Origin of the sequence: Sphingobacterium sp. UBA3549, from assembly GCF_002376635.1 — a bacterium.
Taxonomy (GTDB): Bacteria; Bacteroidota; Bacteroidia; order Sphingobacteriales; family Sphingobacteriaceae; genus Sphingobacterium.
The window spans coordinates 19,831-43,653 of record NZ_DFOE01000025.1 but is presented as its reverse complement, the minus strand read 5'-3'; the positions used below and the strand labels follow the sequence as shown (position 1 = coordinate 43,653).

At 39.9% G+C, this 23,823-nt stretch carries 14 protein-coding genes; 9 read left to right on the top strand and 5 right to left on the bottom strand.

What is annotated here, in order from left to right; genetic code table 11:
• Positions 1-20: 20 nt before the first annotated feature.
• The 3 genes from B2W36_RS13070 to B2W36_RS13060 form a co-directional block, all read right to left on the bottom strand.
• Positions 21-446, bottom strand: a complete 426-nt coding sequence (locus tag B2W36_RS13070) for a tetratricopeptide repeat protein (RefSeq protein WP_209576724.1) — start codon at positions 444-446, stop codon at positions 21-23.
• A 104-nt stretch (positions 447-550) separates the two neighbouring features.
• Entirely contained in the window at positions 551-1,990 is a 1,440-nt protein-coding gene (locus tag B2W36_RS13065; RefSeq protein ID WP_293888097.1) for a SusD/RagB family nutrient-binding outer membrane lipoprotein, read from the bottom strand.
• 78 nt (positions 1,991-2,068) lie between these two features.
• The gene (locus tag B2W36_RS13060; protein ID WP_293888096.1) at positions 2,069-5,188 is read right to left on the bottom strand and encodes a SusC/RagA family TonB-linked outer membrane protein; all 3,120 of its coding nucleotides are present in this window, start codon (positions 5,186-5,188) and stop codon (positions 2,069-2,071) included.
• A 583-nt stretch (positions 5,189-5,771) separates the two neighbouring features.
• On the opposite strand from B2W36_RS13060, the gene B2W36_RS13055 reads away from it, so the two are divergent.
• Positions 5,772-6,224, top strand: a complete 453-nt coding sequence (locus B2W36_RS13055; protein WP_293888094.1) for a hypothetical protein — start codon at positions 5,772-5,774, stop codon at positions 6,222-6,224.
• Positions 6,225-6,528: 304 nt separating this feature from the next.
• Here B2W36_RS13055 and B2W36_RS13050 read toward each other — a convergent pair whose 3' ends face one another.
• Positions 6,529-9,216, bottom strand: a complete 2,688-nt coding sequence (locus B2W36_RS13050; RefSeq protein WP_293888093.1) for a carboxypeptidase-like regulatory domain-containing protein — start codon at positions 9,214-9,216, stop codon at positions 6,529-6,531.
• A 526-nt stretch (positions 9,217-9,742) separates the two neighbouring features.
• Between B2W36_RS13050 and B2W36_RS13045 the strand changes: the two genes are divergently transcribed.
• A complete protein-coding gene (locus B2W36_RS13045; RefSeq protein ID WP_293888091.1) occupies positions 9,743-10,915 on the top strand; it encodes a glycoside hydrolase family 27 protein in 1,173 nt (390 codons plus the stop codon).
• Between the two features lie 264 nt (positions 10,916-11,179).
• On the opposite strand, the gene B2W36_RS13040 is transcribed toward B2W36_RS13045, so the two are convergent.
• Positions 11,180-11,908: a FadR/GntR family transcriptional regulator gene (locus B2W36_RS13040; protein WP_293888089.1), complete on the bottom strand. Its 729-nt coding sequence runs from the start codon at positions 11,906-11,908 to the stop codon at positions 11,180-11,182.
• A 147-nt stretch (positions 11,909-12,055) separates the two neighbouring features.
• On the opposite strand from B2W36_RS13040, the gene B2W36_RS13035 reads away from it, so the two are divergent.
• From B2W36_RS13035 to B2W36_RS13005, 7 genes are all read left to right on the top strand, one after another.
• Positions 12,056-15,343 (top strand): SusC/RagA family TonB-linked outer membrane protein, encoded by a 3,288-nt coding sequence (locus B2W36_RS13035; RefSeq protein WP_293888088.1) that lies wholly within the window; start codon positions 12,056-12,058, stop codon positions 15,341-15,343.
• A gap of 9 nt (positions 15,344-15,352) precedes the next feature.
• Positions 15,353-16,918: a RagB/SusD family nutrient uptake outer membrane protein gene (locus tag B2W36_RS13030; RefSeq protein ID WP_293888087.1), complete on the top strand. Its 1,566-nt coding sequence runs from the start codon at positions 15,353-15,355 to the stop codon at positions 16,916-16,918.
• A 72-nt stretch (positions 16,919-16,990) separates the two neighbouring features.
• Positions 16,991-17,911: a dihydrodipicolinate synthase family protein gene (locus tag B2W36_RS13025; protein ID WP_293888086.1), complete on the top strand. Its 921-nt coding sequence runs from the start codon at positions 16,991-16,993 to the stop codon at positions 17,909-17,911.
• Positions 17,912-18,000: 89 nt separating this feature from the next.
• Positions 18,001-19,140, top strand: coding sequence for a hypothetical protein (locus B2W36_RS13020; protein WP_293888084.1), 1,140 nt, complete (start codon positions 18,001-18,003; stop codon positions 19,138-19,140).
• Between the two features lie 50 nt (positions 19,141-19,190).
• Positions 19,191-20,426, top strand: coding sequence for an MFS transporter (locus B2W36_RS13015; protein WP_293888083.1), 1,236 nt, complete (start codon positions 19,191-19,193; stop codon positions 20,424-20,426).
• Positions 20,427-20,460: 34 nt separating this feature from the next.
• Positions 20,461-22,566, top strand: a complete 2,106-nt coding sequence (locus B2W36_RS13010; protein ID WP_293888081.1) for a GDSL-type esterase/lipase family protein — start codon at positions 20,461-20,463, stop codon at positions 22,564-22,566.
• Between the two features lie 33 nt (positions 22,567-22,599).
• Positions 22,600-23,817 (top strand): AGE family epimerase/isomerase, encoded by a 1,218-nt coding sequence (locus B2W36_RS13005; protein ID WP_293888079.1) that lies wholly within the window; start codon positions 22,600-22,602, stop codon positions 23,815-23,817.
• Positions 23,818-23,823: the final 6 nt, after the last annotated feature.

Genomic DNA, 23,823 nt, shown 5'->3' with positions numbered 1-23,823 from the left:
TCGATTTAGATTGATAATTATCAATCTAAATCGATATTATTACTTAAAAATGTAAGGTACTTGGGGGATTCATCCTCGAAAATATCTTTTCCTTCCATCATATAAGCCCGGAGAAGATATTCCTGAGCCAGCTCACTATTATTGTCGTGTAGGTAGCATTGTCCTAACCGCAACATAATAAACGGATTTTCGTAAGCATTTTCGATGATATTTTGTTTTGCTTTTTCAAAATGGGAGAGCGCATTGGTAAAGTCGTCGAGTAAGAAAAAAGCATCTCCTATAGAGGCTTCGAGCCAGAGGCTTTCTGCGTGAACATTTTGCGGACTTGGGACCAAATCAAGTGCTTCGGTCCACAAGCGGATCGCTTCCTGATAGTTGCCTTCGTCACATTGAATGTTTCCTTCTTCGCTGAGTTGGTCTATTCTGTCTAATGTTTGATCATCCATGGCATTTAAATCGTTAAAGTCCTATACTAAGGTAAGAAATCTATTCAAAAAAAAAAGCGGAAAAAATTTGTGCTTTCTCCGCTTTTAGTTCTGTTGATATCTATTTATTCTACATCAAACCACAGTTTAGTTAACAACGTATTGCTACCCTGGCGTGCTATGGCTTCTCGGTAATTAGCTCCATTGAGAGATTGTTCTGTTCCGGGATATAGAAAGCGCAAAGGGATTTTTCCGCCCAAAGCACCTTGTTTTGCAGGTGTTAACTTAGGATAATCCAATCTACGCCATTCGGCAAATGCTTCCAAACCTTGCCCATATAACGCAATCCATTTTTGTTCGCCAATTGACTTTTTATAGTTATTGGGGTCGAAAATTACTGATGATTGACGAAGGTAGGCATCGATTAAATTATTACTGACTTTGTATTGTTCAAAAGATGCGCGAATGGCCTTTTGGTAGAGATCTGCTGCATCACCCGTAATAAATCCTCTGCTTACGGCCTCGGAAAGATCAAAAAGAACCTCCGAATAACTTAAGATCACTGCAGGAGCTTTTGGCTCACGGAAATATTTTCCTGGTCGGGATGTAAGATCAAAACCAATACTGCTAGCCTCACTTGAAGTGAGGCCATTTGGGAGACCAACATATTGCTCCTTAGTCGGTTTGTCCGTTGCATCCGCATAAATAGGTAAGCGTGGATCGTTTAACTCGACAAGCTTATCTACCATTGTTTTACTCACGCGATAATCCTCTCTTGCTTCAAAAGATGCACTGACGGGATTGCGATAAGGAGCATCGCGGTAGATCAGCTGAGCGATATCCTCATTGGAGCTAATGTAACCACTTCCTTCTGCTGCGATTTCCTGCAATGTAGTTTTGGCTAGATCCGGTAGGCGGTCAGCAATACGTAATGCAAAGCGCAATCTGAGTGAATTCGCAAAACGTTTCCATTTAATGATTTTATTCTCATAAATAATATCACCCTGGATAGCCTCACCATCAACTTTTAATAAACTTTGTGCGTTTTTGAGATCGTTCAATAGGCCTTTATATACATTCTCCTGTGCGTCGTAACGAGGAGTCAAATAAGCATCAATGTCTCCTGTTTCAGTATAAGGAATATCTCCATAGGCATCTGTCAGTAATGAAAATACCCATGACTGCAAGATAAGTGCTACGCCCTTGTAGTTGTCGTTGCCGCTATTTGCTGCTAATTTTTGCGTGATCTTTAATTGGCTGATGCTCTTTGAGTACCAGGTTGACCATCCTTCTGTGAAATCATTGTTTGTGAAAATATAGCGGTCGGGGTCCGTGTATTGGATTCTAGCCCAATGTTGTACAAACAACAGACTAGAAGCAAGATTATTGCTTACGCCCCAGTAGCTGTCGGCTGTTGTTTTAATCGCGCTTGTGAGAAGGTAGCCAGGTTGAGGATTTTCTGCCTCATTCTGATTTTGATTGACTTTTGCTAATTCATCTTTGCAGGACGTGGTTAGGCCCAGTAAGAGAATAAGTCCTGTTATATATTTGCTGTTTATTTTCATGCTCAAAATAATTATTTGTTCTTCAATTGTTCGCTAGTAAGAAATCGAACTGCCTTAGGCAGCGATGATTTCAGTTGCTTAAAACTTAAGATTTAAATTGAAGCCAAAGCTTCTTGTGGTCGGTAACTGTAAACTTTCCAAACCTTGTGCATTGCCTGTATTAAAGGCTGTCTCTGGATCAATATTGGGTGCGTTCTTATGGATAATCCACAGGTTTCGAGCTACTAAAGAGAACGAAGCTCCCTGAAAGCCGATTTTGGAAATCCAATGATTTGGCAATTGGTAACCTAGTTTTACCTCGCGCAATTTAACATAAGAAGCATCGAATACATTTGCTTCATTGGTTCTATATAGCGTTTTATAATATTGTTGTGCCGATACAACTTTCGTATTTTCTGAACCGTCTGCATTTACGCCATCTACGATAATACCATCATCATAGGTTGTCCCGTTAACTGTATAGCTCAGTCCGCCATGTTCAGCATCTCTTCCAGGGAGAGTCGAGGCCAATACCCCAGTTCCTCTACCGGTCGCATTCGTACCTGAGTAGAGTTTGCCCCCATGCTTGATGTCTATCAAAAAGCTTAAATCAAAGTTTTTGTAACGGAATTGATTTGTAATACCGCCCAACCAATCTGGTGTAAATTTGCCAAAATAGTGATTCACTGGATCAGTGGCAGGTGTTCCGTCGGCGTTCACGATAAGGCGACCCGATTCATTCCGTAAGAAGCCAGTTCCATAAAGAGTTCCATAGGGTCTTCCGACTGCGGCCAAAACTTGCACGGTTCCTGATGATCCGATCGTATAACTTTGTAATAATCCGTCATTGTCTAATTCTACAACTTTACTTTTATTTGTTGCGAAGTTGACATTGATATCCCATTGGAAATCCTGTTTTTTCACCGGTGTAACCCCTAATTGAATTTCAAGCCCCTTATTGTTGATCTTTCCGGCGTTCATGAGTTTCTTCTTATAACCTGTCGATGGACTCACATCAACGGCTAAAATCTGGTTGATACTATTGATGTCGTATAAACTTAAGTCTAATCGCACTCTATTTTTTAGGAAAGCCAGTTCGGTACCTAGCTCAGTTGAGGTGGTTGTTTCGGGTTTTAGGTCTGGGTTTTTCTTAATGTCATTGACCGATAATTGTGGGTTGTCTCCGTATGGTGCACTAAATAGATAAGAATCAATTAAACTAAAAGGGTCTGTATCTTTACCTACTTTGGACCATCCCCCCCGTAATTTCCAGAAAGACAATATATCGCTTTGAATAGCGAATGCATCTGTCAGGACTATGCTAGCGTTTGCAGACGGATAGAAATACGAAAGATTGTCAACAGGCAAAGTAGAAGACCAGTCGTTTCGAGCTGTTAGATTCAAAAATGCATAATTTTTGTACCCTAATTGCGCCGATGAAAAAATACTGTAGGCCTTCAATGGGCTATATTCACCTGTTGAAATCAAGGCATCTCTGGAGTTTGCTAGCGTATAGACATCAGGTACAGCTAAACGCGGGGCTTTTTGGTTATTGCGTTGCCGCGATTGGCTACGTATATTACCTCCAGCTAATATATCCAGCGTAAAGTCTGTTGAAAGCGGTCTATTGTAGTTTAAAGTAAACTCCGTATTATTTTCATTTACTGTATAAGCATCTTCTTCATAGGAACCGTAGGGTGTACCATTGGTACCATAAGCAATCCGTATTTTTCTACGATCAGTATAATAATCGTTACCAGTACGGAAGTTGGCTGTCAAAAACTCGTTGATCTTGTAATTTAAACCAACATTTCCAAAAATTCGGTCGCGTTGTTGCTGTACCGTATTTTCCTCTGCGATGAAGTATGGATTGCTATAATAACTATTGTTCCAATTGACAAGGTTACCGTTTTCATCCCGATAATTTTTTAAACGGGAAACATCGACCTGTCTGCCAAACCAGGTAAATTGGAGCATATAGCCGTTCGAGCGAAAGCCCCCTACACCTGGTAAATTACCTGAGTTTGTACGTACATAATTTGCATTTGCTGTAAGTGTCAGATCTTCCGTGATTTTATAACGTGTGTTAATATTGAAGTTATTTTTTTCAATCGAAGAATTTGGGATAATTCCTGTTTGATTACTATTGTTATAAGAAAAACGATAATCAACTTTATCTGTGGCATCGGCAATAGATATTCCATTGTTTAATGTTCGTCCTGTTCCAAAAAAGCTGCGTACGTTATCTGGATGTGGCAAGAAAGGTACTGCTTCACCCTTTGAATAAAATTGTGGGATGAGTCTGCCATCCATTTTTGGCCCCCAGCTTTCATCAACACCATCATTGATACCGCCACCCTTTCCATCAACATAGCTGAACTTTCCATTGGCACCTTGTCCAAATACATTTTGATAATCGGGTAGAACGGCAAGACGTTCAATGGTATTATTTGAATTAATATTTATCCCCAATCCTTTGCGTTTTTTTCCAGTTTTTGTCGTAATCAAAATCACCCCAGCGGCGGCTCTTGAACCATACAACGCAGCTGCATTAGGCCCTTTTAGTACGCTTATGGATTCGATGTCTTCGCTGTTGATATCTGAAATTGCATTTGCATAGTCACGGTTACCACTCGTTCCCAGCTGGGAATTATCAACAGGTGTTCCATCAATCACAAATAAAGGTTGATTGTTTCCGGCAATGGAAGTTTCTCCACGGATAATAATTCTCGAAGAACCCATATTTCCTTGACTATTTGTTACCTGAACCCCAGCAACTTTTCCGGCTAAGGAGTTTACGAGATTACTTTCTTTAGCTTCGGAAAGATCTTTTCCCTTTAGTTCCTGAATAGAATATCCTAACGTCTTTTTTTCCTTGGATATATTTAAAGCCGTTACGACCACTTCGTCTAACAGGGCAGTTGAAGGCACAAGTTGAACTGTGGTAAAGCCTGTCGGATTAGTTTGAACCGTTTTACTTTCAAAGCCTATATATTGTATATTGATATTTAGCGAGCTGCCAGAAGAAGGTAACTCAAATAGACCATTTGTATCTGTCTGTACTTGTTTTTTACTGGTCGTTTCGGTGACAGTAGCCCCTTGAATAGGATTGTTGTTATTGTCAACTACTTTTCCTTTTATAGTGTTTTGTGCGTATAGTGCGCCAGAACTTAGACAAAGCGCGGCCATTACGACAAAATTTATGTTGTTTTTTGTCATACTAATTATAATAGTGAGTGTATTGTTTGAGATGGGTTATCGGAGATATTTGAATTTACTTGTAAAACATCCCCTTAGGACATTCGTTTTTCAAGGGTATACTGTATATGCTGTTTCATGTGTTAAAAAATGTTAATGCAAATATATAAAATCTACCTGATAACTATACTTTGTTTTTTTGTTTTTTGTAATATTTGAGTCAGAATAGTGAAATGAGGAAGGTGTAGGGGCATTGGTGATCAATTTCAGCTGCTTTTTCTGAAATGGCTTTACCTTGTTTTTATAATATATTGCTTGTCAGGATATTTATTCGGAATATGCGAATCGTAAACGACGACCTGCGAATTGTAAATCCTCGTATTTTCTGTTAGGAAAGGGCAGCATTCTTGTATTTCGATTACAATGAATTAAAACGTATCATACTATGATTATTTTTGGCACACGAACCAAGGTATTAACCAACAAATCGCAATCGGCAATCGGCAACTGTGATTATTGTGGTACTGCTCAATCTCTATTTGCATATAGACAAATTAAGTGTTTTCACATTTTTTGGATACCCATATTTCCTTATTCCGCGCAGATGATTACGATTTGCAGTCATTGCAAAAAGTTGAGCTACCAATCTGAAATCAATCCACAGATACTTCAATCCTTGCCGCCGGGAACTATCCGTAAAACGCCTATCGGTTATTTTGCGGGCTTAATGCTGATTGGACTTTTGGCAGCTGCTATTGTTATAGCTGGGATTTCTGGCGCAAAAAAGAAAGAAAAATACCTGAAAGATCCAAAGGTTGGCGATGTGTACGAACTTTCCTATGCAAAAGATGGAAAGACGATACGTACGCTTTATCGTATTGCCAATTTGACGACAGATTCTGTGACCTTTGACATTAACGATTATGAAGCGGATAGCCGAAAAGGCCTACGTAAATTGCGCGAGCAGCATTCCAATAGTTATTCTGAAAAGCAAAAAGTATCTCGTGCTGAACTGGAAGATATGAAAAATAGGATAGCAAGCATTGAAAGATTGTAAAGATCATTTTCTTACTTCTTATGGCTACCTCCGTTGGTATTGCCGGCGTATTGGTTTGCTATTTCTCTGCTGTTTCCTTGCCTATCCTTTGCTGTTTCGTTACTTATTATTCGGTCTTATAGAAAACAAATAGCAACGAAAGAACAAACAGATAGCAACGCTGTAACATAGCTGTTGTCAAGGAAACCCAAAGGATATATAACAAGGTTTAAACCAGCGCTCAATTGCCTCTTTGCAAAAGAAGAGGTATTGATTTGATACCCTGGAGTACGTCTTGTAGACAAGGTTCGGATCTTTAAATGTGCTACTTCTTTGTTTTTACAATATTAAATTTATGAATATAACCTAGCATAAAATATTGTTTCAATGTAAGTGAATTTCCAAAATATGTTCTGTTGCCTTGACTGCCCCAATAATTTTGCGTATTCTGATTCAAGATATCGAAACCGGTCAATTTTAGCTGTGAATTATTTTTCAGGGTATAATAGACTGATACATTTAAAATATGATAGTTTTTTCTGCCACTAAGTCCGCTGGCTCGATTATCCAACGAGTAGGTTGATTCCAACGAAAATCCGTGGATCGGATTAATATTCAATCCTGCACCAATTTTATGTATTGAATAGGTTGATTCAATAAAATCGGAGTTATCTTTTACCGAATTTATATTCTTGTTCCAAGAATAAGTATACTGCGGTGATATCGTCACCAGATTTTTCCACGTCGCGGAAAATTGCTGGCTGGCATTGATCCCTACATTGGTCCCTTTATTATCTACATCGTTGATGGAACTATAATTTTCATAAGTATAGATACTGTTGTTTTGCGATAGATAGAATGACCAATTTTTACTCGCTTTTAGGTTATATCTCAGGTAAGTATAGGCATTATAGTTATATTTTGAGCCCGCGAGAAACATTTGGGTGGTCATTTGTCCTGTATTGTTGTTTCGCCAGCTACGGGTCCCAATGCTGTTATTGACATAATTGATATTTCCATTTACATTAAACTGCAATTTCGAGGTGTATTTATAGTATGATATACTGACATTCTGTTTTTCGATATTGTTGAATATAAAGGATGTCTTTCGTGTATACAATGGATTTAGATCCATAACGAGCTGCTGGATTCCATAGAGTTCGGGAGACTCGAGATCTTTATACCAGCCAAGGTTTAGATCTTTATAACGGATATTAATATTGGGCAACCAGTAGCCTAAAGATGATTTCTCGACCGAATTAATTTTAAGTAGATCAAAATGATTTGTTTTCACTTGATAAGCAGTTCCAAATTTTACGTTAAAATCTTTTGTGGGTCTCCAGTAAAATATAATACCTGTGATATAATCTTGGTATTTGTAGCGGTAACTATTTTCATAGGGGGCTGCATGTACTTCACCAGTACTGTCGCGGTCGACATAGACAGTTTCCTGTGGTCCCTGGCGGTTAGTGACATAGGTAAAGTAATAATCAAAGTTGAGTTTTTTAATAATTTTATTGTAATAGGCAGAACTAAAATATAGATTGCTGGAATTATTCTGCGTTAGATTTTTATACCCTAAACTAGTTTGGGGCTTAGCAGCATCATAGATATTGGTATACTGAAAAGAGCTGTCGGTCTTTTCATTGGTGTTGATGGAAATCGTATTTCTAAACGATACAATATGGTTTTTATTGAGCTGTTTTTCGATGTAGAAGCCATGTGAATAGTTCAGTGTATTTTCCTTATCTTCACCTGTACCGGTAGCGTCATTTAGTTTTTTGATGTCCGTATAGGAGCGGTTCATTCCGAAGCTTGAATTTTTCTTGGAATTTATACCCAGATTCGGTGTAAATTCGAAATAGGCTGTGGTATCCATCCGATGACGGAGGAGCGTTTTGATATTGTGTCCTACAGTTTTTTCCTGTTGTCGGTAATTGGATTCTGAGTATTGTTTTTCCTGGTCGAATAAAGAGATTTGATTGCCAGTATTTTGATTTTCAGCTTTATTATATTTCAGCATGTACATGATATTCAGCTTGGTTTTCTTTCCCCAGTCGTTGTTGAGGTTAAATCCCAGACCAATATCGTTGGCCTTGCCGGAATAGTTTCTGCCACCAAAATTATCAAAACCATAGTTTTCGGAACGACCGAGTCCAGCTTCTTGGTTTAACTCATTGTAATCAAAACTCTGGCGGTTAATATTATTTCCGAAACCGATTAAACTCAGCTGGAGTGTATCCTTAAACGTATTGAATAAACCGCCGGCCTCATATCTGCTCCGCGTGCCCGCACTGCCATAGAGTTTGCCAAAACTGGCTCTGAGGAAATCTTTCTTAAATTTTAGATTGATCGTAATCGGTAGTTTATCTTCATCTTCGTTATCTTTCTTTGTTTCCCCCTTGTCACGGTATACCTGTACCGTCTTGATCAGGGAAGCGTCTAGGTTTCGCGTAGCAATACGTACGTCACTTGAAAAGAAATCCTTGTCGTTGACCTTTACTTTGGAAACCTCCTTGCCCTGATAGTAAATAGAACCGTCCATATTGACCTGCAGACCGGGGAGTTCTTTGAGCAATTCCTCTACATTAGCATTAGGACGTGTTTTGAAGAAATTGGTATTATATTCTAAGGTATCTTTATTCATCCGTACGGGCGGGACAATATTGACGACTACCTCATCGAGACTTTTGGAATCAAGCTTCAACTGGGCGAAATCATATTGTTCACCATTTGGAATAATAAACTCCTTGCGAAAAGGATTTGCATTGACATGTGAAATGAAAAGTGTTAAAGCGGTCCCTGTGGGAATTTTGACAAATTCAAACTTGCCCTTTGTATCAGTAAGGAGGTAGGAAACTACAGAAGAGTCTTTTGAATTGAGAATCGTTACAGTCGCTTTTTCCAACGGTTCTGCATTTTGAGAAAATACAGTTCCGAGAACTTTTCCCTTCGATTGACCTATAACTATATTTGATGTAAGTAATAAAATTAAAAATAAGTAAATTCTCATAAAATTTAAGGGCCTATGTCTTGGTTATATAAGGGGTTAAAATGATTTTTCGTAAATCATTTTAATACAATATTAAAGAAATGAAAATTATACTATAAATGAAAATTTATTTTTAAGACAATCGATTGCGAATTTTATTTATTAGAATTTTTTTAATATTATTTGTTCGAGAGGCAATCTTTTTTACAAGGAACCCACTGTGCTTGGTTGAATAGTTTGCAGAGGATAAGAAGTTAGAAGAAGACTATAGTAGCAAAGCGAGGGCGTCCGATCTATTGGAGACCTCATTTTGAAAACGCACTGGTAAGCAGGATCATTGTATATATTATGGAGTTTATTGGGGCTTTTTGAAGGTTAAAGATCTTTCTTCTTTGATACATTTATAATTACCGATTAATTGTTATGTGTTACATAAAATAGTTGTGATGTTGAATTTACTTTCCCATATCATTACCTATTGCTATTTTTGAGCTGAAGGCTGGAAAATAGAGAAAAGGACAAGCAAATCAATTTTTTATAAGAAGTTATGAGATTTAAGTTATTATTCAAGAGCGTTCTATTAGTGGCTCTAATAGGTAATTGGAGCCTGAGGGCGGTGGGGCAAGAGGCAAAACCACCCATTATGGGTTGGAGCAGTTGGAATAGTTTTCGGATTCATATTGACGAAAAGTTGATTCGGGAGCAGGCTGATGCAATGATCACTACCGGCTTGCATGATGCAGGATACAACTATATCAATGTGGATGATGGATATTTTGGAGGGAGAGATGCGGAAGGAAAACTTTACGAAGATCGTTCAAAATTTCCCAATGGAATGCGGGCCTTATCCGATTATATTCATTCTAAGGGGTTAAAAGCGGGATTGTATTCGGAAGGCGGAAAAAACACCTGTGGCTCAATTTGGGATAAAGATCCTAAGGGCATTGGTGTTGGTATGTATGGCCATGAACGTGAGGATGCTGCGTTGTTTTTTAAAACATGGAATTTTGATTTTATCAAAGTAGACTGGTGTGGTGGATTGGAAATGAAACTAGATGATCGCGAGCAATACACAAAAATAATAACAGCGGTGCGGGCGGTTCGTCCTGATGTAGGGTTTAATCTTTGCCGCTGGCAATTTCCTGGAAATTGGGCAATTAAGCAAGTAGATTCTTGGCGTATCTCGCAAGATATACAGCCGAATTTTGCTTCGGTGCTGCATATTATCGATCTCAATCGTAATCTATATCCTTATAGCTCACCAGGCCATTATAATGATATGGATATGCTTCAAGTGGGCAATGGGATGACTCATGAAGAGGATAAAACACATTTTTCAATATGGTGCATGCTGAATTCACCTTTGATGGCGGGAAATGATCTGCGTAAAATTTCGAAGGAGACACTCGCTATATTGACGAATAAAGAAATGATTGCGCTAAATCAGGACAAGGCTTTTAAACAGGCCCAATGTGTCCTGAAGGCAGGAGAGGTAGAAGTATGGAAGAAAGAATTGGCCAATCCAAAGAATAAGGCACTGGCAATTCTCAACAGATCAGATCGCGAAACCCGGTTTATATTGGATGCAAAAGCACTGAGTTTGTCGCCGAAAAATAGAGTGAAAGATTTATGGCGTCATCAGCATGATGGGAAACTTGGCCAAAATAGAAACTTCACGCTTCCTCCCCATGGTATAGTCGTACTTTTGCTATCGGAATAGGCGGGGCGATAAAGACATTGAGACCAAATGAACCTCCAGAAAATGTTTTTATGTCATACATGCCTCATGTTTTTCGTGATTGAATTTAAGGATATAACGGATTTACTCATGATACCGAATCAACTGCAAAAATTTCACCAGCTACGCTAGTTTGGAAGGAGGATAAATTGGATGGTTCAAATTAAATAACGCAGGTAAAAGAAAAAGCCCAATATACTAACTATTGGGCTTTTATATGTGTTTATGCTGCTATTTAAGTGCCGTTTACCCGACAGATTTCTTATACAAAAAGAGCCGTTGGTAATGATTATCAAGATGTTTGCGCATCGCATTTCGGAATACTTCAGCATTGCCTACTTTCAATATATCGACTAATCCCCGGTGCGAGATGAAGCTTTTTGAAGGGCTGGGGCTGGTCAGTAGACCACTACTATGTACATATTGAAAAACAGGTAACAACATATTCTGGAAATCTTTCAGGATGGTATTACCCGTGATTTCATAAAGTTTACCATGAAAGGCAATTTCGGTTTCAATATCAAAAATTGTATTATCTGCTTGTATAGGTTCTTTTGCAACGATTGCTTCGAGCTCCTCAATATCTTTTTCTTGTATATGTTCAAAGAGGATATCGGCCATACCTACTTCCAGAACCATGCGCATTTCAAAAAGATCCTGTAGGGTCTTATTTTCCATGATGGTTGGATAAAGTGATTTGCGTAGCGGTTTTATAAGATCTGGACTTGTTAAAACGGCCCCACGATGTTTTTTGGATTCGATCAATCCGACCATACGCAACCGCAACATGGCTTCGCGAACTACTGTACGACTTACACCAAGGGTTTCGGCCAATTCAATTTCCTTAGGTAATGCATCTCCAACTTTTAAACCCTGATTGACAAAAAGATTGATGATTTCTTTTTCTGCACGATCTACTAGCGAAGAGGTATCAATTGTATTAAGATGTTCTATCAGCGAAGAATTCGGTTCCATATATATTACATATAGCGCATTAGGCGCGTTAAGACAAAGATAATTAATAAAAGTGATTAATATGTTATACATAATTTGATTTAAATTTGTTTTTTATATTTTGTAATTTATATATTTGCATATATGTAATACTTAATACAAACCAATATGTATTCAAACCTAAAATTACGAACCCTGCTTACCCTGTCTATATTGACGGGCAATATGCTCTTGGCTCAAGCACAGGACCATGCCGTGCGGGGAAAAATTACCGATGCAAAAACTGGAGAATTACTAGGAAATGTGACTGTAAAGGTCAAAGGATCCAGCCAATCTCTGCAGTCAAATACCGATGGAACGTTCTCCATCAGTACCAATCCCAATACTATTTTAGTGATTACGTCTACGGGGTATAGACCATACGAGGTAAAAGTTGGGCAATTAAATCAATTGGATATTAAGCTTGAATCTAAGGTTGAGCAAATGGATGAGGTTGTTGTGGTGGGATATGGAAAAATGAAAAAGTCGAATTTAACGGGGTCTGTAAGCAGCTTGGATAAAAAGGTGCTTGAAACTGGAGTTCGTTCGAACCCAGCTTCGGCTTTAGCGGGTACCATACCGGGTATTCGGGTTCAACAAACATCAGGAAGACCGGGAGCTGTCCCCACAGTTGTGCTTCGAGGCGGAACTACTTATGGTGGCGGAGGTACACCATTAGTCATTGTTGATGGGTTGATTAGAAATGGATTTAATGACATTAATCAAAATGATATCGAATCGATCGATGTCTTAAAAGATGCTTCTGCTACAGCTATTTATGGTGCTAGAGCTGCAAACGGTGTGATATTGATAACCACAAAAAGGGGGAAAGAAGGTGTTTCCAATATTACATTGTCGTCTAAAGTTGGTGTCAATAAATTGAACAATCCTTTTGATTTCCTGAGTGCCAAAGATTACTTAAACTGGAGTAGAAAAGGTGTTCAGGTATCGGGGCAATATCAACCGTCCCAGTTGAATCAATTAACGAGTGTGGGCCCCTTTGGTACGGGGAATAAATATAAGGATGATAAGGGAAATATCTTAGATGGCAATCTTACGAACAATGCAGTGTGGAGTACCATGTTGCTCGACGATACCAATCGTGAATTGTTACAACAAGGGTGGCAGACCATGATTGATCCTGTAACGGGAAAAGAACTAATTTTTAAAGATTTTGACTATGCTAAATATGCACTTCGTGATGCTAGTTTGACGCAAGATTACAATATCGCATTGCAAGGTGGGAACGATAAAGGTAAATATTATGGAAGCGTGGGGAAATATAACGAAAAAGGGATGCCCATCAATACTTTTTATGATCGTACAACTTTTGTGTTGAATGGTGAATATAAAGTTAAACCTTGGCTACATTCATTATCAGGTGTCAATTTCGCTTACACAAAGTGGCGTGATGCTATTAATGGAGAAGGAAATTATATGACCCGGGCGCTGGGAGCCCCTCCAACAATGCGTGGTACAAACGCCAATGGTGATCTGCTCGTTGGTCGTGATTATCAAGATGGGAATCCTGCGGTAAATGACGATAAATTCATTCGTAAAAACCTAAATCAGAAGCTTACGCTTACCCAAGCTTTTACAATTAATTTTTTAGAGAACCTTAGTTTACGTGTAAGTGGTAACTGGTTTTTCAACCAGTCTACTTCGGAATCCTTTAATAGAGATTATTTAGCCAGCCCAGGAAATTATGTTCGCACAAGAAATTCCTCGGCTTCCTATGATAAAATATATAATCAAACCTATAACGCCGTTTTAAATTATAGAACTGAAATCGCGAGTTCGCATCATATCGACGCTATGTTGGGTTCGGAATTTTTTGATACGTATAACAATGGATTTACAGCGGCTGGAAGTGGAGCTCCGACAGACGACTTTATGGATCTTGGATTAACGAGTCCAGATGCCAATAAAAGAAGTATCGATTCATACCATGATCGACAACGTATCATGTCCTATTTTGGACGCGTAAACTATGACTATAAAGAAAAATACCTTTTGACATTGACGGCACGTAGAGATGGTTATTCGACATTGCTAAATAATCGATGGGGAACCTTTCCAGGAGTCTCAATTGGCTGGGCATTACATCATGAAGATTTCTTGAAGGATTATTTAGGTACTGATAAAGTCGTAAATACGTTAAAATTACGCGCAAGTTATGGGGGGAACGGTAATGTCAGTGGAATCGGATCCTATACACTTCAAGGTTCATATGGCACAAACAAGTATGACGGACAAGTGGGGTACACAATGTCTACGCTTTCAATTCCAAACCTCAAATGGGAAAGTCTGATTACAAAAGAAGTAGGACTTGAATCCAGAATCTTAAATAAGATTGATTTGAGTCTTGCCTATTATCATCGAACGACTAAAGATAAGATCGCAAGCCTGACATTGCCAGCTTCAGCCGGTTTTACCACAATTACGACCAACAATGGTGATATGCAGAATCAGGGAGTCGAAATTGGGGTGAATTATCAAATGCTAAGGAGAAAAGACTGGGATTTAAGCTTTAACTGGAATACTGCCTACAATAAAAACAAGATCTTAAAATTACCATTTAATGGTGTTGAAAATAACAGACAAGGCGGTTTACAGGTTTATGATCCAAAATCCAAAGAACTCGTTTGGGTAGGAGGCAATCAGGAGGGGCAAGACCCGAATGTTGCTTATGCTTATGAAGCCATCGGGATCATTCGGACAAAAGAACAGTTGGATAGCTATGCCTTGCAATTGAAGGATCTGATCGGTGCACGTACATTGGTGCATCCTGATGTCTATAATGCGTTGTCCAGTAGTGAGAAGAATTTATACTATCCATTAGCTTTAGGCGATGTTATGTGGAAGGATGTAAATGGAGATGGCATAATCAATTCTTATGATAGGGTGTATATGGGAAATACAGTGCCGAGATGGACGGGCGGATTTGGGGCGGCTTTACGCTGGAAGAATATTAGCTTGAGCACCCGTTTTGATTACGCATTGGGCTATGTTGCTTATGATGGACCGAGAGCCTGGTTTCTTGGAATGATGCAGGGAACATTCAATACGACAACGAGTGTATTTGATACATGGACTCCTGAAAATCCAAATGCAAAATATCCGACTTATTATTGGGCAGATCAATTATTTAAAAATAATACCAGTCGGGAAAGTAGTATGTTCTATAATAAGGGAAATTATCTAGCTTTTAGAGAGATTAATGTGTCTTATCGATTGCCTAAATCCATTGCTAACCGATTAAAAATGGAAGATTTAAGCATCTCCGCCACAGGTCAAAATTTACACTATTGGTCAAAAAATACATTGTTCTCCCCCGAAAGTGGAAGTGTAGGGCAAAATGGCGGTGGGTACCCTCTTCCTAAAACATTTATACTTGGGCTTCAATTAACATTTTAATTCCAAATTATGAAAAAGATATTTATTTATATAGGTCTTGTAGTTTTTCTGTTTTCTTCTTGTAAAGAAATTGATTTAGACCTTAGTCCCGAGGATTACTTTGCCAGTGGGAGTTTCTGGAAAAGCAACGAGCAGGTCGCCGGAGCTATGTTGGGACTTCATACCCAACTGCGTGGACAACAGCAAAACTTATGGAATTTGGGTGAACTGCGTGGGGGAACCTTACGAGATGGTACCAGTTTTACAGGAACGGCATCATTGAACTCTGCAGGGATAATTACACAGGATATTCGTGAAAGTTCTCCTGGAATATCAGGTTGGGCAGGATTATACGCTCCAATTTTTCAGGTTAATAATTTTATTTATCAGGTGGAGAAAGCTGATTATTTGACAGATGTCCAAAAGGGCTATTATTTGGGGCAAGCCTATGGACTGCGTGCTTTTTATTATTTCTATTTGTTTAGAACTTATGGTCGGGTGCCATTAGTAACGGAACCTCAGGCAGCTGTTAACACACCGACATCCGCAGAGGAAGCTTACAAAGCTCGAACCGAAACGGAGAAAGAAACACTGGATTTTATTAAAACTGAAGTTGATAAATCGGAAAAGTCATTTTCAGGGAACTACGAAACTAAAAACCAGAAAGCACAATGGTCGTTGGCAGCAACAAAAATGTTGAAAACAGAAGTGTATCTATGGTCGGCCAAAGTAGATATAGATGGAAAAGCACCAGAGAATAGCACGGCGGATTTAAAACTTGCAAAAGCCGCTATAGAGGAAGTAATTCCTAAATATACACTCATCAGTAATTTTGGAGATGCATTTAAATCTGCAAGTGTACCGGCTATGAAAGGTAATTCCGAGATGATTTTTGTACTTCGTTATCTAAATGGAGAAGCGACTTCATTTTTCAATAATTTCATTTATGCCGCAAGCGATGATATTACAGGCTATGTAGATGATAATGGACAAGCTATCTCAAAAGATCCTTTACAGGCCGGATCTACGGGTTTGATCCGTTATGAGTATAAAATTGATCTGTACAGATTATATGAAAAGACTGACACTAGAGCAAATGCAACTTTCCTGAATTTTAATAAAGGGAATACATCGGCGGTAGTATTTAGAAAATTCTTGGGAACTTTGATAGACGGGGTTCGTAACTATTCGGATGACTATCCTGTTTATCGCTTATCTGAAGCTTATCTATTGTTAGCAGAAATTAAAAATAAATTGGGAGAAGACCCAACCGGCGAAATCATGGCTGTACGTAACCGGGCCTATGCCGGAAAAGCGCCTTTGTTTACAAATGGGAGTTTCGAAGCAAACGAATTAGCGATCTTTTATGAACGTACAAAAGAGTTTGTATCAGAGGGCAAGCGATGGTTTGATTTGAGACGTATGCAGGATGCATCCGGAAAGCCTTTGGTGTTTCGTAAAGATTTAAACTTGGTCGGCGTATTGAACAATATTGACGGTCAGAAACATAAAATCTTATGGCCAATAGACTTAGGAACCCTTACTGCAGATCCTAAATTAAATGATCAGCAAAATCCTGGTTATAAAGGAACCTAAAAACTGATACCCTGTCTCAACTGATTTGAAAGTTGAGACAGGATATTTATTACTATCTTATAAAAATATCATATGCTAAATCAAAAAATCTCAGGATTAATTGCAGCGCCATTTACTCCTTTCGATGAAAACGGAGAATTGAATCTTGAGCTGATTCCGCAATACTATGCGATGTTAAAGCGCAACCGGGTAACGGGTGCCTTTATCTGTGGCTCTACCGGAGAAGGTGTATCGTTGACTTTTGAGGAAAAAGTTGCGGTGATGACAGCTTGGGCCAGTTTAACAAAAGACGACGATGCGTTTATACTCATGATGCTTCTGGGCGGGACGAATATCAAAGAATGTCAACAATTGGCTAGGCTGGCTGAGCATGCAGGGGTAGATGCCGTGTCATTTACGTCACCATCTTATTTTAAACCCGCCAACGTAGATCAGCTGGCAAAATGTTGTGTCGAAATTGCACGTGCGGCACCGAATACGGCTTTCTACTATTATCATATCCCAGTATTGACCGGCGGGAATTTCCAGATGATCGACTTGTTGAAGAAGATTGATGGAGTGATACCCAATTTTAAAGGAATCAAATATACGCATGAAGATTTTATGGATTTTCTAAGCTGTATGAATTATGCAGATCGCAAGTACGACATGTTATGGGGAAGAGATGAGAATATGTTGTCTGCCTTAGTATTGGGCAACAAAGGTGCTGTTGGAAGTACCTATAACTACGCTGCACCTTTATATCTTGAGCTTATCGAGGCTTATGATCGGGGAGATCTTGAAAAAGCTAATGCTTTGCAGCAGCAATCCATCGATATGATCACATTGTTAGGAAAGTACGGTGGTATTTCAGTAGGAAAATCGTATATGAAATTAATTGGCCTAGACTGCGGAGTATTTAGACTGCCTGTAAAGAATATTTCGGCGGAGCAATTTGAACTCTTTAAGAGTGATGTGAACAAACTTAAATTTCAGACGTTTTGTGCACAGTAAAACAGATCTCCCTCTCGAGATGAGTATCATGGGTGCTTACATCGAGAGGGAAATTACAGGCTGGACTGTAGGTTCAAGAATAAATAGATATGACAAAACAACATTGGATGGGAGTTATTGTGGGAATACTGTTTACAGGTGCTGTTCATGCACAGGTTGGTCGATTGGAATGGCATAAAGGCATTACATTGCCAGCTATGCAAGATGGAAAGAAGCATATTGGTCTGGCAGGACCAATAGCTGGTGTCACGGGTGATTGTCTCCTGATTGCCGGTGGAGCGAATTTCCCTCATTTACCACCCTGGGAAGGCGGAACGAAAGAGATCCAAAAAGAAGTCTTTATTTACAGAAAAGAGGGGAAGAGACTTAGCTTAACAGCCCTGGATAGTCTTTCTGTGGTAGTTGCTTATGCCGCCAGCCTGAGCTTACCCGATGGATTGCTGATTATTGGTGGAGAGACGACAGGTGGAAAGACAGCTGCTTGTAGACTGATTAAGTATGATAGCTACGCCAAGAAAATTACGGTGTTAGACTTTCCGAATCTCCCATTTCCGCTAGCCAATATGGGAGCGGTAGCTCATGGGAATAAACTTTTCGTTGCCGGTGGTGAAACGCCTGATGCTGTATCGGACCAAGTGTTTCAATTAGATCTAGCGCATCTTGAAAAAGGATGGGGCTGTGTGGGAAAATTACCCTATGCGGTCTCCCATTTGCAATTGTTGTCTGATAGTCAGAATGGCCTTTATCTGCTTGGAGGAAGAAAGGCTCATCCAGAGAGCCCTTCAACATTATACCATGAACTATGGTGCTCAACCGATAATGGAATTACTTGGTCCAAACGGACTGACATTCCTTTTTCCGCGGCAGCAGGAACTGCCTGTGTATTACCAGACCAAGGGATATGGTTATTGAGTGCTGATCGGGGCAATACCTTCCATCAGGTAGAAGCGCTGATCTTTGATGCTAAAAAGGAAACAAACCCATTGCAGCGACAGAAACTCATTGATGCTAAAAATAAATTGCAAATCAATCATCCTGGCTTCGGTAGAGCAGTATGGCGTTACGATCTACATTCGAATAAATGGAATCGGATGGGGGATTTGCCATCGAATGGACCTGTAACCACGACAGCTGTTGTCTGGGACGACATGATCATTTTGCCCAGTGGTGAAATTAAGGCGGGCGTTCGTACTCCTGAGATTTTAGTAGCAACATTTTCTAACAAATAGGATTGAAAAAATAAGATATAAAAACTCATATAAACCTGATAAAGCTTGAAATGATCTCTTCTTTACGACATAAATCTTTTTACCCGTGGCTGGTTGTAGCGCTCCTTTGGGGAGTAGCCCTGCTGAATTATATGGATCGGCAGATGCTGTCGACTATGCGTGATGCGATGCAGGTCGATATTCCGCAATTGCAAAGTGCCGAAACTTTTGGTGTATTGATGGCTGTTTTTCTCTACATATATGGCATTATGAGTCCCATCGCTGGTATTGTCGCCGATAGAAGCAATAGAAAATGGCTGATCGTGGGTAGTCTATTTGTGTGGTCAGCAGTTACTTATGGCATGGGGATGGCGCATGATTATTCAACACTATTGGTATTGCGAGCAATTATGGGATTTAGTGAAGCACTGTATATCCCGACTGCCCTTTCCTTGATAGCCGATTACCATACCGGAAAAAATCGATCGCTGGCTATTGGACTACATATGACGGGGCTCTATACAGGTCAAGCCTTAGGTGGCTTTGGTGCAACATTGGCGGCATCAAAAGGATGGCATACCGCTTTTCATTGGTTTGGAATTGTCGGAATATGTTATGCATTGCTGCTCGCGATCTTATTGATGGAGAAAAAACATACGTCTTCAGATGAAGAAAGCACTGCGGAAAGCCAATTACCTCTTTCCAAAAGTTTATTGCTGTTATTTTCCAATGTTGCATTCTGGATTCTATTGTTTTATTTCGCGGCTCCAAGCTTACCGGGCTGGGCCATCAAAAATTGGCTTCCAACCTTGTTCGCTGACAGCCTGAATATCCCAATGGCAAACGCAGGCCCATTGTCTACGATTACAATCGCTATCTCATCTTTTATTGGGGTTATAGCCGGCGGAATACTGAGTGACCGCTGGGCACAGAAGCATATCCGTGGACGTATTTATACCAGCGCAATTGGCCTTGGACTGACCATACCTGCTTTATTGTTTTTGGGATTAGGCCAGACCTTACCTGCAGTTGTGGGAGCGGCAGTCTGTTTTGGAATTGGTTTTGGCATATTCGATGCCAACAATATGCCTATTCTTTGTCAGGTTGTTCCCAAAAATTTGCGGGCAACCGCTTATGGCTTTATGAATATGGTGGGGGTGTTTGCTGGAGCTATGATCACACAATGGTTGGGGAAATTTAAGGATGAAGGCCATTTTGGGTTAGGTTTTGCATTATTGGGGGCAGCGGTACTGCTAGCACTGTTGTTGCAACTCCTATTTCTTAAACCGAAAACAATGGAAAAGTAATCGTAGCGATATCCTGAATTAATAGATCATGAATATGAAATCCTTAATCGACATGATGCCAATCTATATTTCAAAAAAAGGAGCTTTGCTTTTATGTTTGATTATCTCGATCTCTGTCTCCCTGGGGCAGGGGCGAATTAAAATAGCTTGCATAGGTAACTCCGTAACCTTTGGTTATGGGCTCGGCAATCCTGTGGAGGATTCTTATCCGAGCCAGCTTCAAGCATTGCTGGGCCAACGGTTTGAAGTGAGGAATTTTGGCCATTCAGGAGCTACACTTCTACGAAAGGGGCATAGACCTTATTATAAAACGGAAGAATATCGGAAAGCATTGGATTTTAAACCTAATGTTGCCATTATACATCTGGGTCTCAATGATACCGATCCGAGAAACTGGCCGAATTATAAGAACTCCTTTGCATCAGATTACGCGACGCTGATTGATTCCATACGATCTGTTAATCCCAGCGTACAAATTTACATCTGTCGGTTGACTCCTATTTTTAGCGGTCATCCCCGGTTTCTATCTGGTACGCGAGATTGGTATGAGCAGATTCAGGTGTTAATTCCTCAGATTGCAAAGAATAATCAGGTTGGACTGATTGATCTCCATAGCCCGCTTGCAGCTCGAATTGATCTTTTTGATGACTATTTGCATCCAAATAAGCAGGGAGCAGCATTGATTGCCGGACAAGTAGCGCATGTATTGACCCCGATTACGCAAGATTTGCAGCTGGCCGAAACGATTGGTTCAAATATGGTGCTTCAGCGTAACTGGGAAAATCGTATCTATGGTAAGGGCACTGCAGCTGCTGAGATCAAACTTGCATTTAATCAGAAGAGCTATAGGACCCATGTGAATCTGGATGGATTCTGGGAGATAAAGCTTCCTAGAATGGAGGCAGGAGGACCTTATGAAATAAAGGTGAGCTCGGGTGGAAAGAACATCGAATTGAAAAATATTCTTTTTGGCGATGTTTACCTGGCTTCCGGCCAATCGAATATGGCTTTTCCACTGCGTCGGGCCCTAAAAAGTGAATCGCTGATCAAAAATGCATCTTCGCGAAAGAATCTACGCCTTTTTAAATGTAGAAATCTAGTGGAAACCGATGCCGTGGCTTGGGATTCTACTACATTAAAAAAGGTGAATGACCTTACGTATTTCCAGGGCAACTGGAGTCAAGCAACAACGGATGAAGCAGCACAGTTCTCAGCGGTAGCCTATTCATTTGCGGAAAAACTCACCGAAGCACAACATATTCCTATCGGTATCATCGATCTGTCCGTTGGTGGATCCAATACGGAATCCTGGATCGACCGGAAATCCCTGGAAAGCGATGATTTGCTGGCCTCGTATATCCATAGCTGGCAAAAATCAGATTTTCTGCAGGATTTCTGCCGGGAACGCGCCAGTCAAAATTTGGTCCATTCTAACGTTAAAAATCAGCGCCATCCTTATCAACCTGCCTATAATTTTGAAGCGGGGGTCAGCAAGTGGTTGGGCACAGGGTTGAAAGGCATACTTTGGTATCAAGGTGAAAGCAATGCGCATAATATTGAACTTCACGAGCGTCTTTTCAAAACATTGGTTTCTTCCTGGCGCAAAAGTTTTCATCAGGATCTGCCCTTCTTCTTTGTTCAGTTAACAAGTCTAGATAGAACATCATGGGGGAATTTTAGAAACTCTCAAAGTTTATTGGAGAAACAGATCTCAGGTACCTATATGGCAGTGACACTCGATGTGGGCGATTCTTTGGAGGTGCATCCCCGAGAAAAGATCTTGGTAGGGCAGCGTTTGGCAAATCTAGCAAGTCAGCATCTCTATGGGGCGGTATTAAATGCGGATCATCCAAACCCTATTCAATATCGGGTTTACTATGATCGGCTGCTATTGACATTTGATCATTGTACAAAATTAAAAACCAATGAGAATACAACTGTGAAAGGCTTTCAGCTGGTGGACAATAAGGGAAGGATTTTTAATGTACGGGCAAATATCCTTTCTGACAATACTGTCGAAATCAATAAGCCAAATGGCGAAGTAACGAGAATTCTGTATGGATATGAACCTTTTAGCAGGGCAAATCTTCAAAATGAAATCGGAACACCGGTGTCCACTTTCGATTTGACGATTAAATAAACACAAAATGAATTGCTATAAAAATTAGAAAATATGAAACAGATAAGCATAAAAGATACTGCAAAAATAATAGACACTGATTACTTGAAGGAGATGGAAGTTTTTTATCGTGATCAGCTTTTAAAAGATACTGTACCATTTTGGTTTCCAAGATCGATTGACCATGAATGTGGTGGGTACCTATTCATGCGTGACCACGATGGTACTTTAATTGATACAGATAAAGCCGTATGGATTCAGGGACGTGCTTGCTGGCTGCTGTCTACCCTTTACGCAACTGTAGAACAGAAAGAAGAATGGTTAGAAGGTGCCCGGATAGGTTATGAATTTTTGAAAAAACATTGCTTTGACGAAAATGGGAAAATGTATTTTCACGTCGATCGTCTGGGGAATCCTATTCGCATGCGCCGCTATTTCTTTTCGGAAACATTTGCCGCCATCGCTTTCGCAGCTTATGCTAAAGCTACTGGAGACGAAGATATTGCAGATGAAGCTCGTCATCTTTTTGGAATTTGTCTCGCATATGCAAATGGAGAAAGGCTGATTGAACCAAAGTATGAAGCGACGAGACCCATGAAGGGAATCGGTGTACCGATGATCATGATCAATACCGCGCAACAGATTCGCGAAACGATTGGCGATCCGCGCTGTGATATCGTTATCAGCGATTGTATTGCACAGATTGAACGAGACTTTGTTAAAGATGATATCCGTTGTGTGATGGAACAAGTAGGGCCTAATGGTGAAATTGTCGATCATATTGACGGTCGTACTCTCAATCCCGGGCATGCCATCGAAGGAGCTTGGTTTATCCTCCATGAAGCTAGATACCGAGACCATGATCCGCATTTGATTGGTCTAGGCTGCCGTATGCTGGATTATATGTGGGAACGTGGCTGGGACAAAGAATATGGTGGTATTCTATACTTTAGAGATGTATACGGAAAACCTGTACAAGAATACTGGCAAGATATGAAATTCTGGTGGCCACAGAATGAAACAATTATAGCAACATTGCTCGCTTATATGGTGACCGGCAATGAAAAATATAAAAGCTGGCATCAACAGATCAATCAATATGCTTATGACCATTTCCACGATAAACTCAATGGTGAATGGTATGGTTACCTCCATCGCGACGGGAAGATTGCGCAAACGGCTAAGGGAAATTTATTTAAAGGTCCTTTTCACCTCCCTCGCCAAGAGTGGTATTGTATGCAAATATTGAAGGAATTTAACTCAATTAAGTAAAAGATC

Coding starts and splice junctions, on each gene's coding strand:
- B2W36_RS13065 (WP_293888097.1), bottom strand. CDS start 1,990: ATGAAAATAAACAGCAAATATATAACAGGACTTATTCTCTTACTGGGC.
- B2W36_RS13055 (WP_293888094.1), top strand. CDS start 5,772: ATGATTACGATTTGCAGTCATTGCAAAAAGTTGAGCTACCAATCTGAA.
- B2W36_RS13070 (WP_209576724.1), bottom strand. CDS start 446: ATGGATGATCAAACATTAGACAGAATAGACCAACTCAGCGAAGAAGGA.
- B2W36_RS13005 (WP_293888079.1), top strand. CDS start 22,600: ATGAAACAGATAAGCATAAAAGATACTGCAAAAATAATAGACACTGAT.
- B2W36_RS13030 (WP_293888087.1), top strand. CDS start 15,353: ATGAAAAAGATATTTATTTATATAGGTCTTGTAGTTTTTCTGTTTTCT.
- B2W36_RS13040 (WP_293888089.1), bottom strand. CDS start 11,908: ATGGAACCGAATTCTTCGCTGATAGAACATCTTAATACAATTGATACC.
- B2W36_RS13010 (WP_293888081.1), top strand. CDS start 20,461: ATGAAATCCTTAATCGACATGATGCCAATCTATATTTCAAAAAAAGGA.
- B2W36_RS13025 (WP_293888086.1), top strand. CDS start 16,991: ATGCTAAATCAAAAAATCTCAGGATTAATTGCAGCGCCATTTACTCCT.
- B2W36_RS13045 (WP_293888091.1), top strand. CDS start 9,743: ATGAGATTTAAGTTATTATTCAAGAGCGTTCTATTAGTGGCTCTAATA.
- B2W36_RS13035 (WP_293888088.1), top strand. CDS start 12,056: ATGTATTCAAACCTAAAATTACGAACCCTGCTTACCCTGTCTATATTG.
- B2W36_RS13015 (WP_293888083.1), top strand. CDS start 19,191: ATGATCTCTTCTTTACGACATAAATCTTTTTACCCGTGGCTGGTTGTA.
- B2W36_RS13050 (WP_293888093.1), bottom strand. CDS start 9,216: ATGAGAATTTACTTATTTTTAATTTTATTACTTACATCAAATATAGTT.
- B2W36_RS13060 (WP_293888096.1), bottom strand. CDS start 5,188: ATGACAAAAAACAACATAAATTTTGTCGTAATGGCCGCGCTTTGTCTA.
- B2W36_RS13020 (WP_293888084.1), top strand. CDS start 18,001: ATGACAAAACAACATTGGATGGGAGTTATTGTGGGAATACTGTTTACA.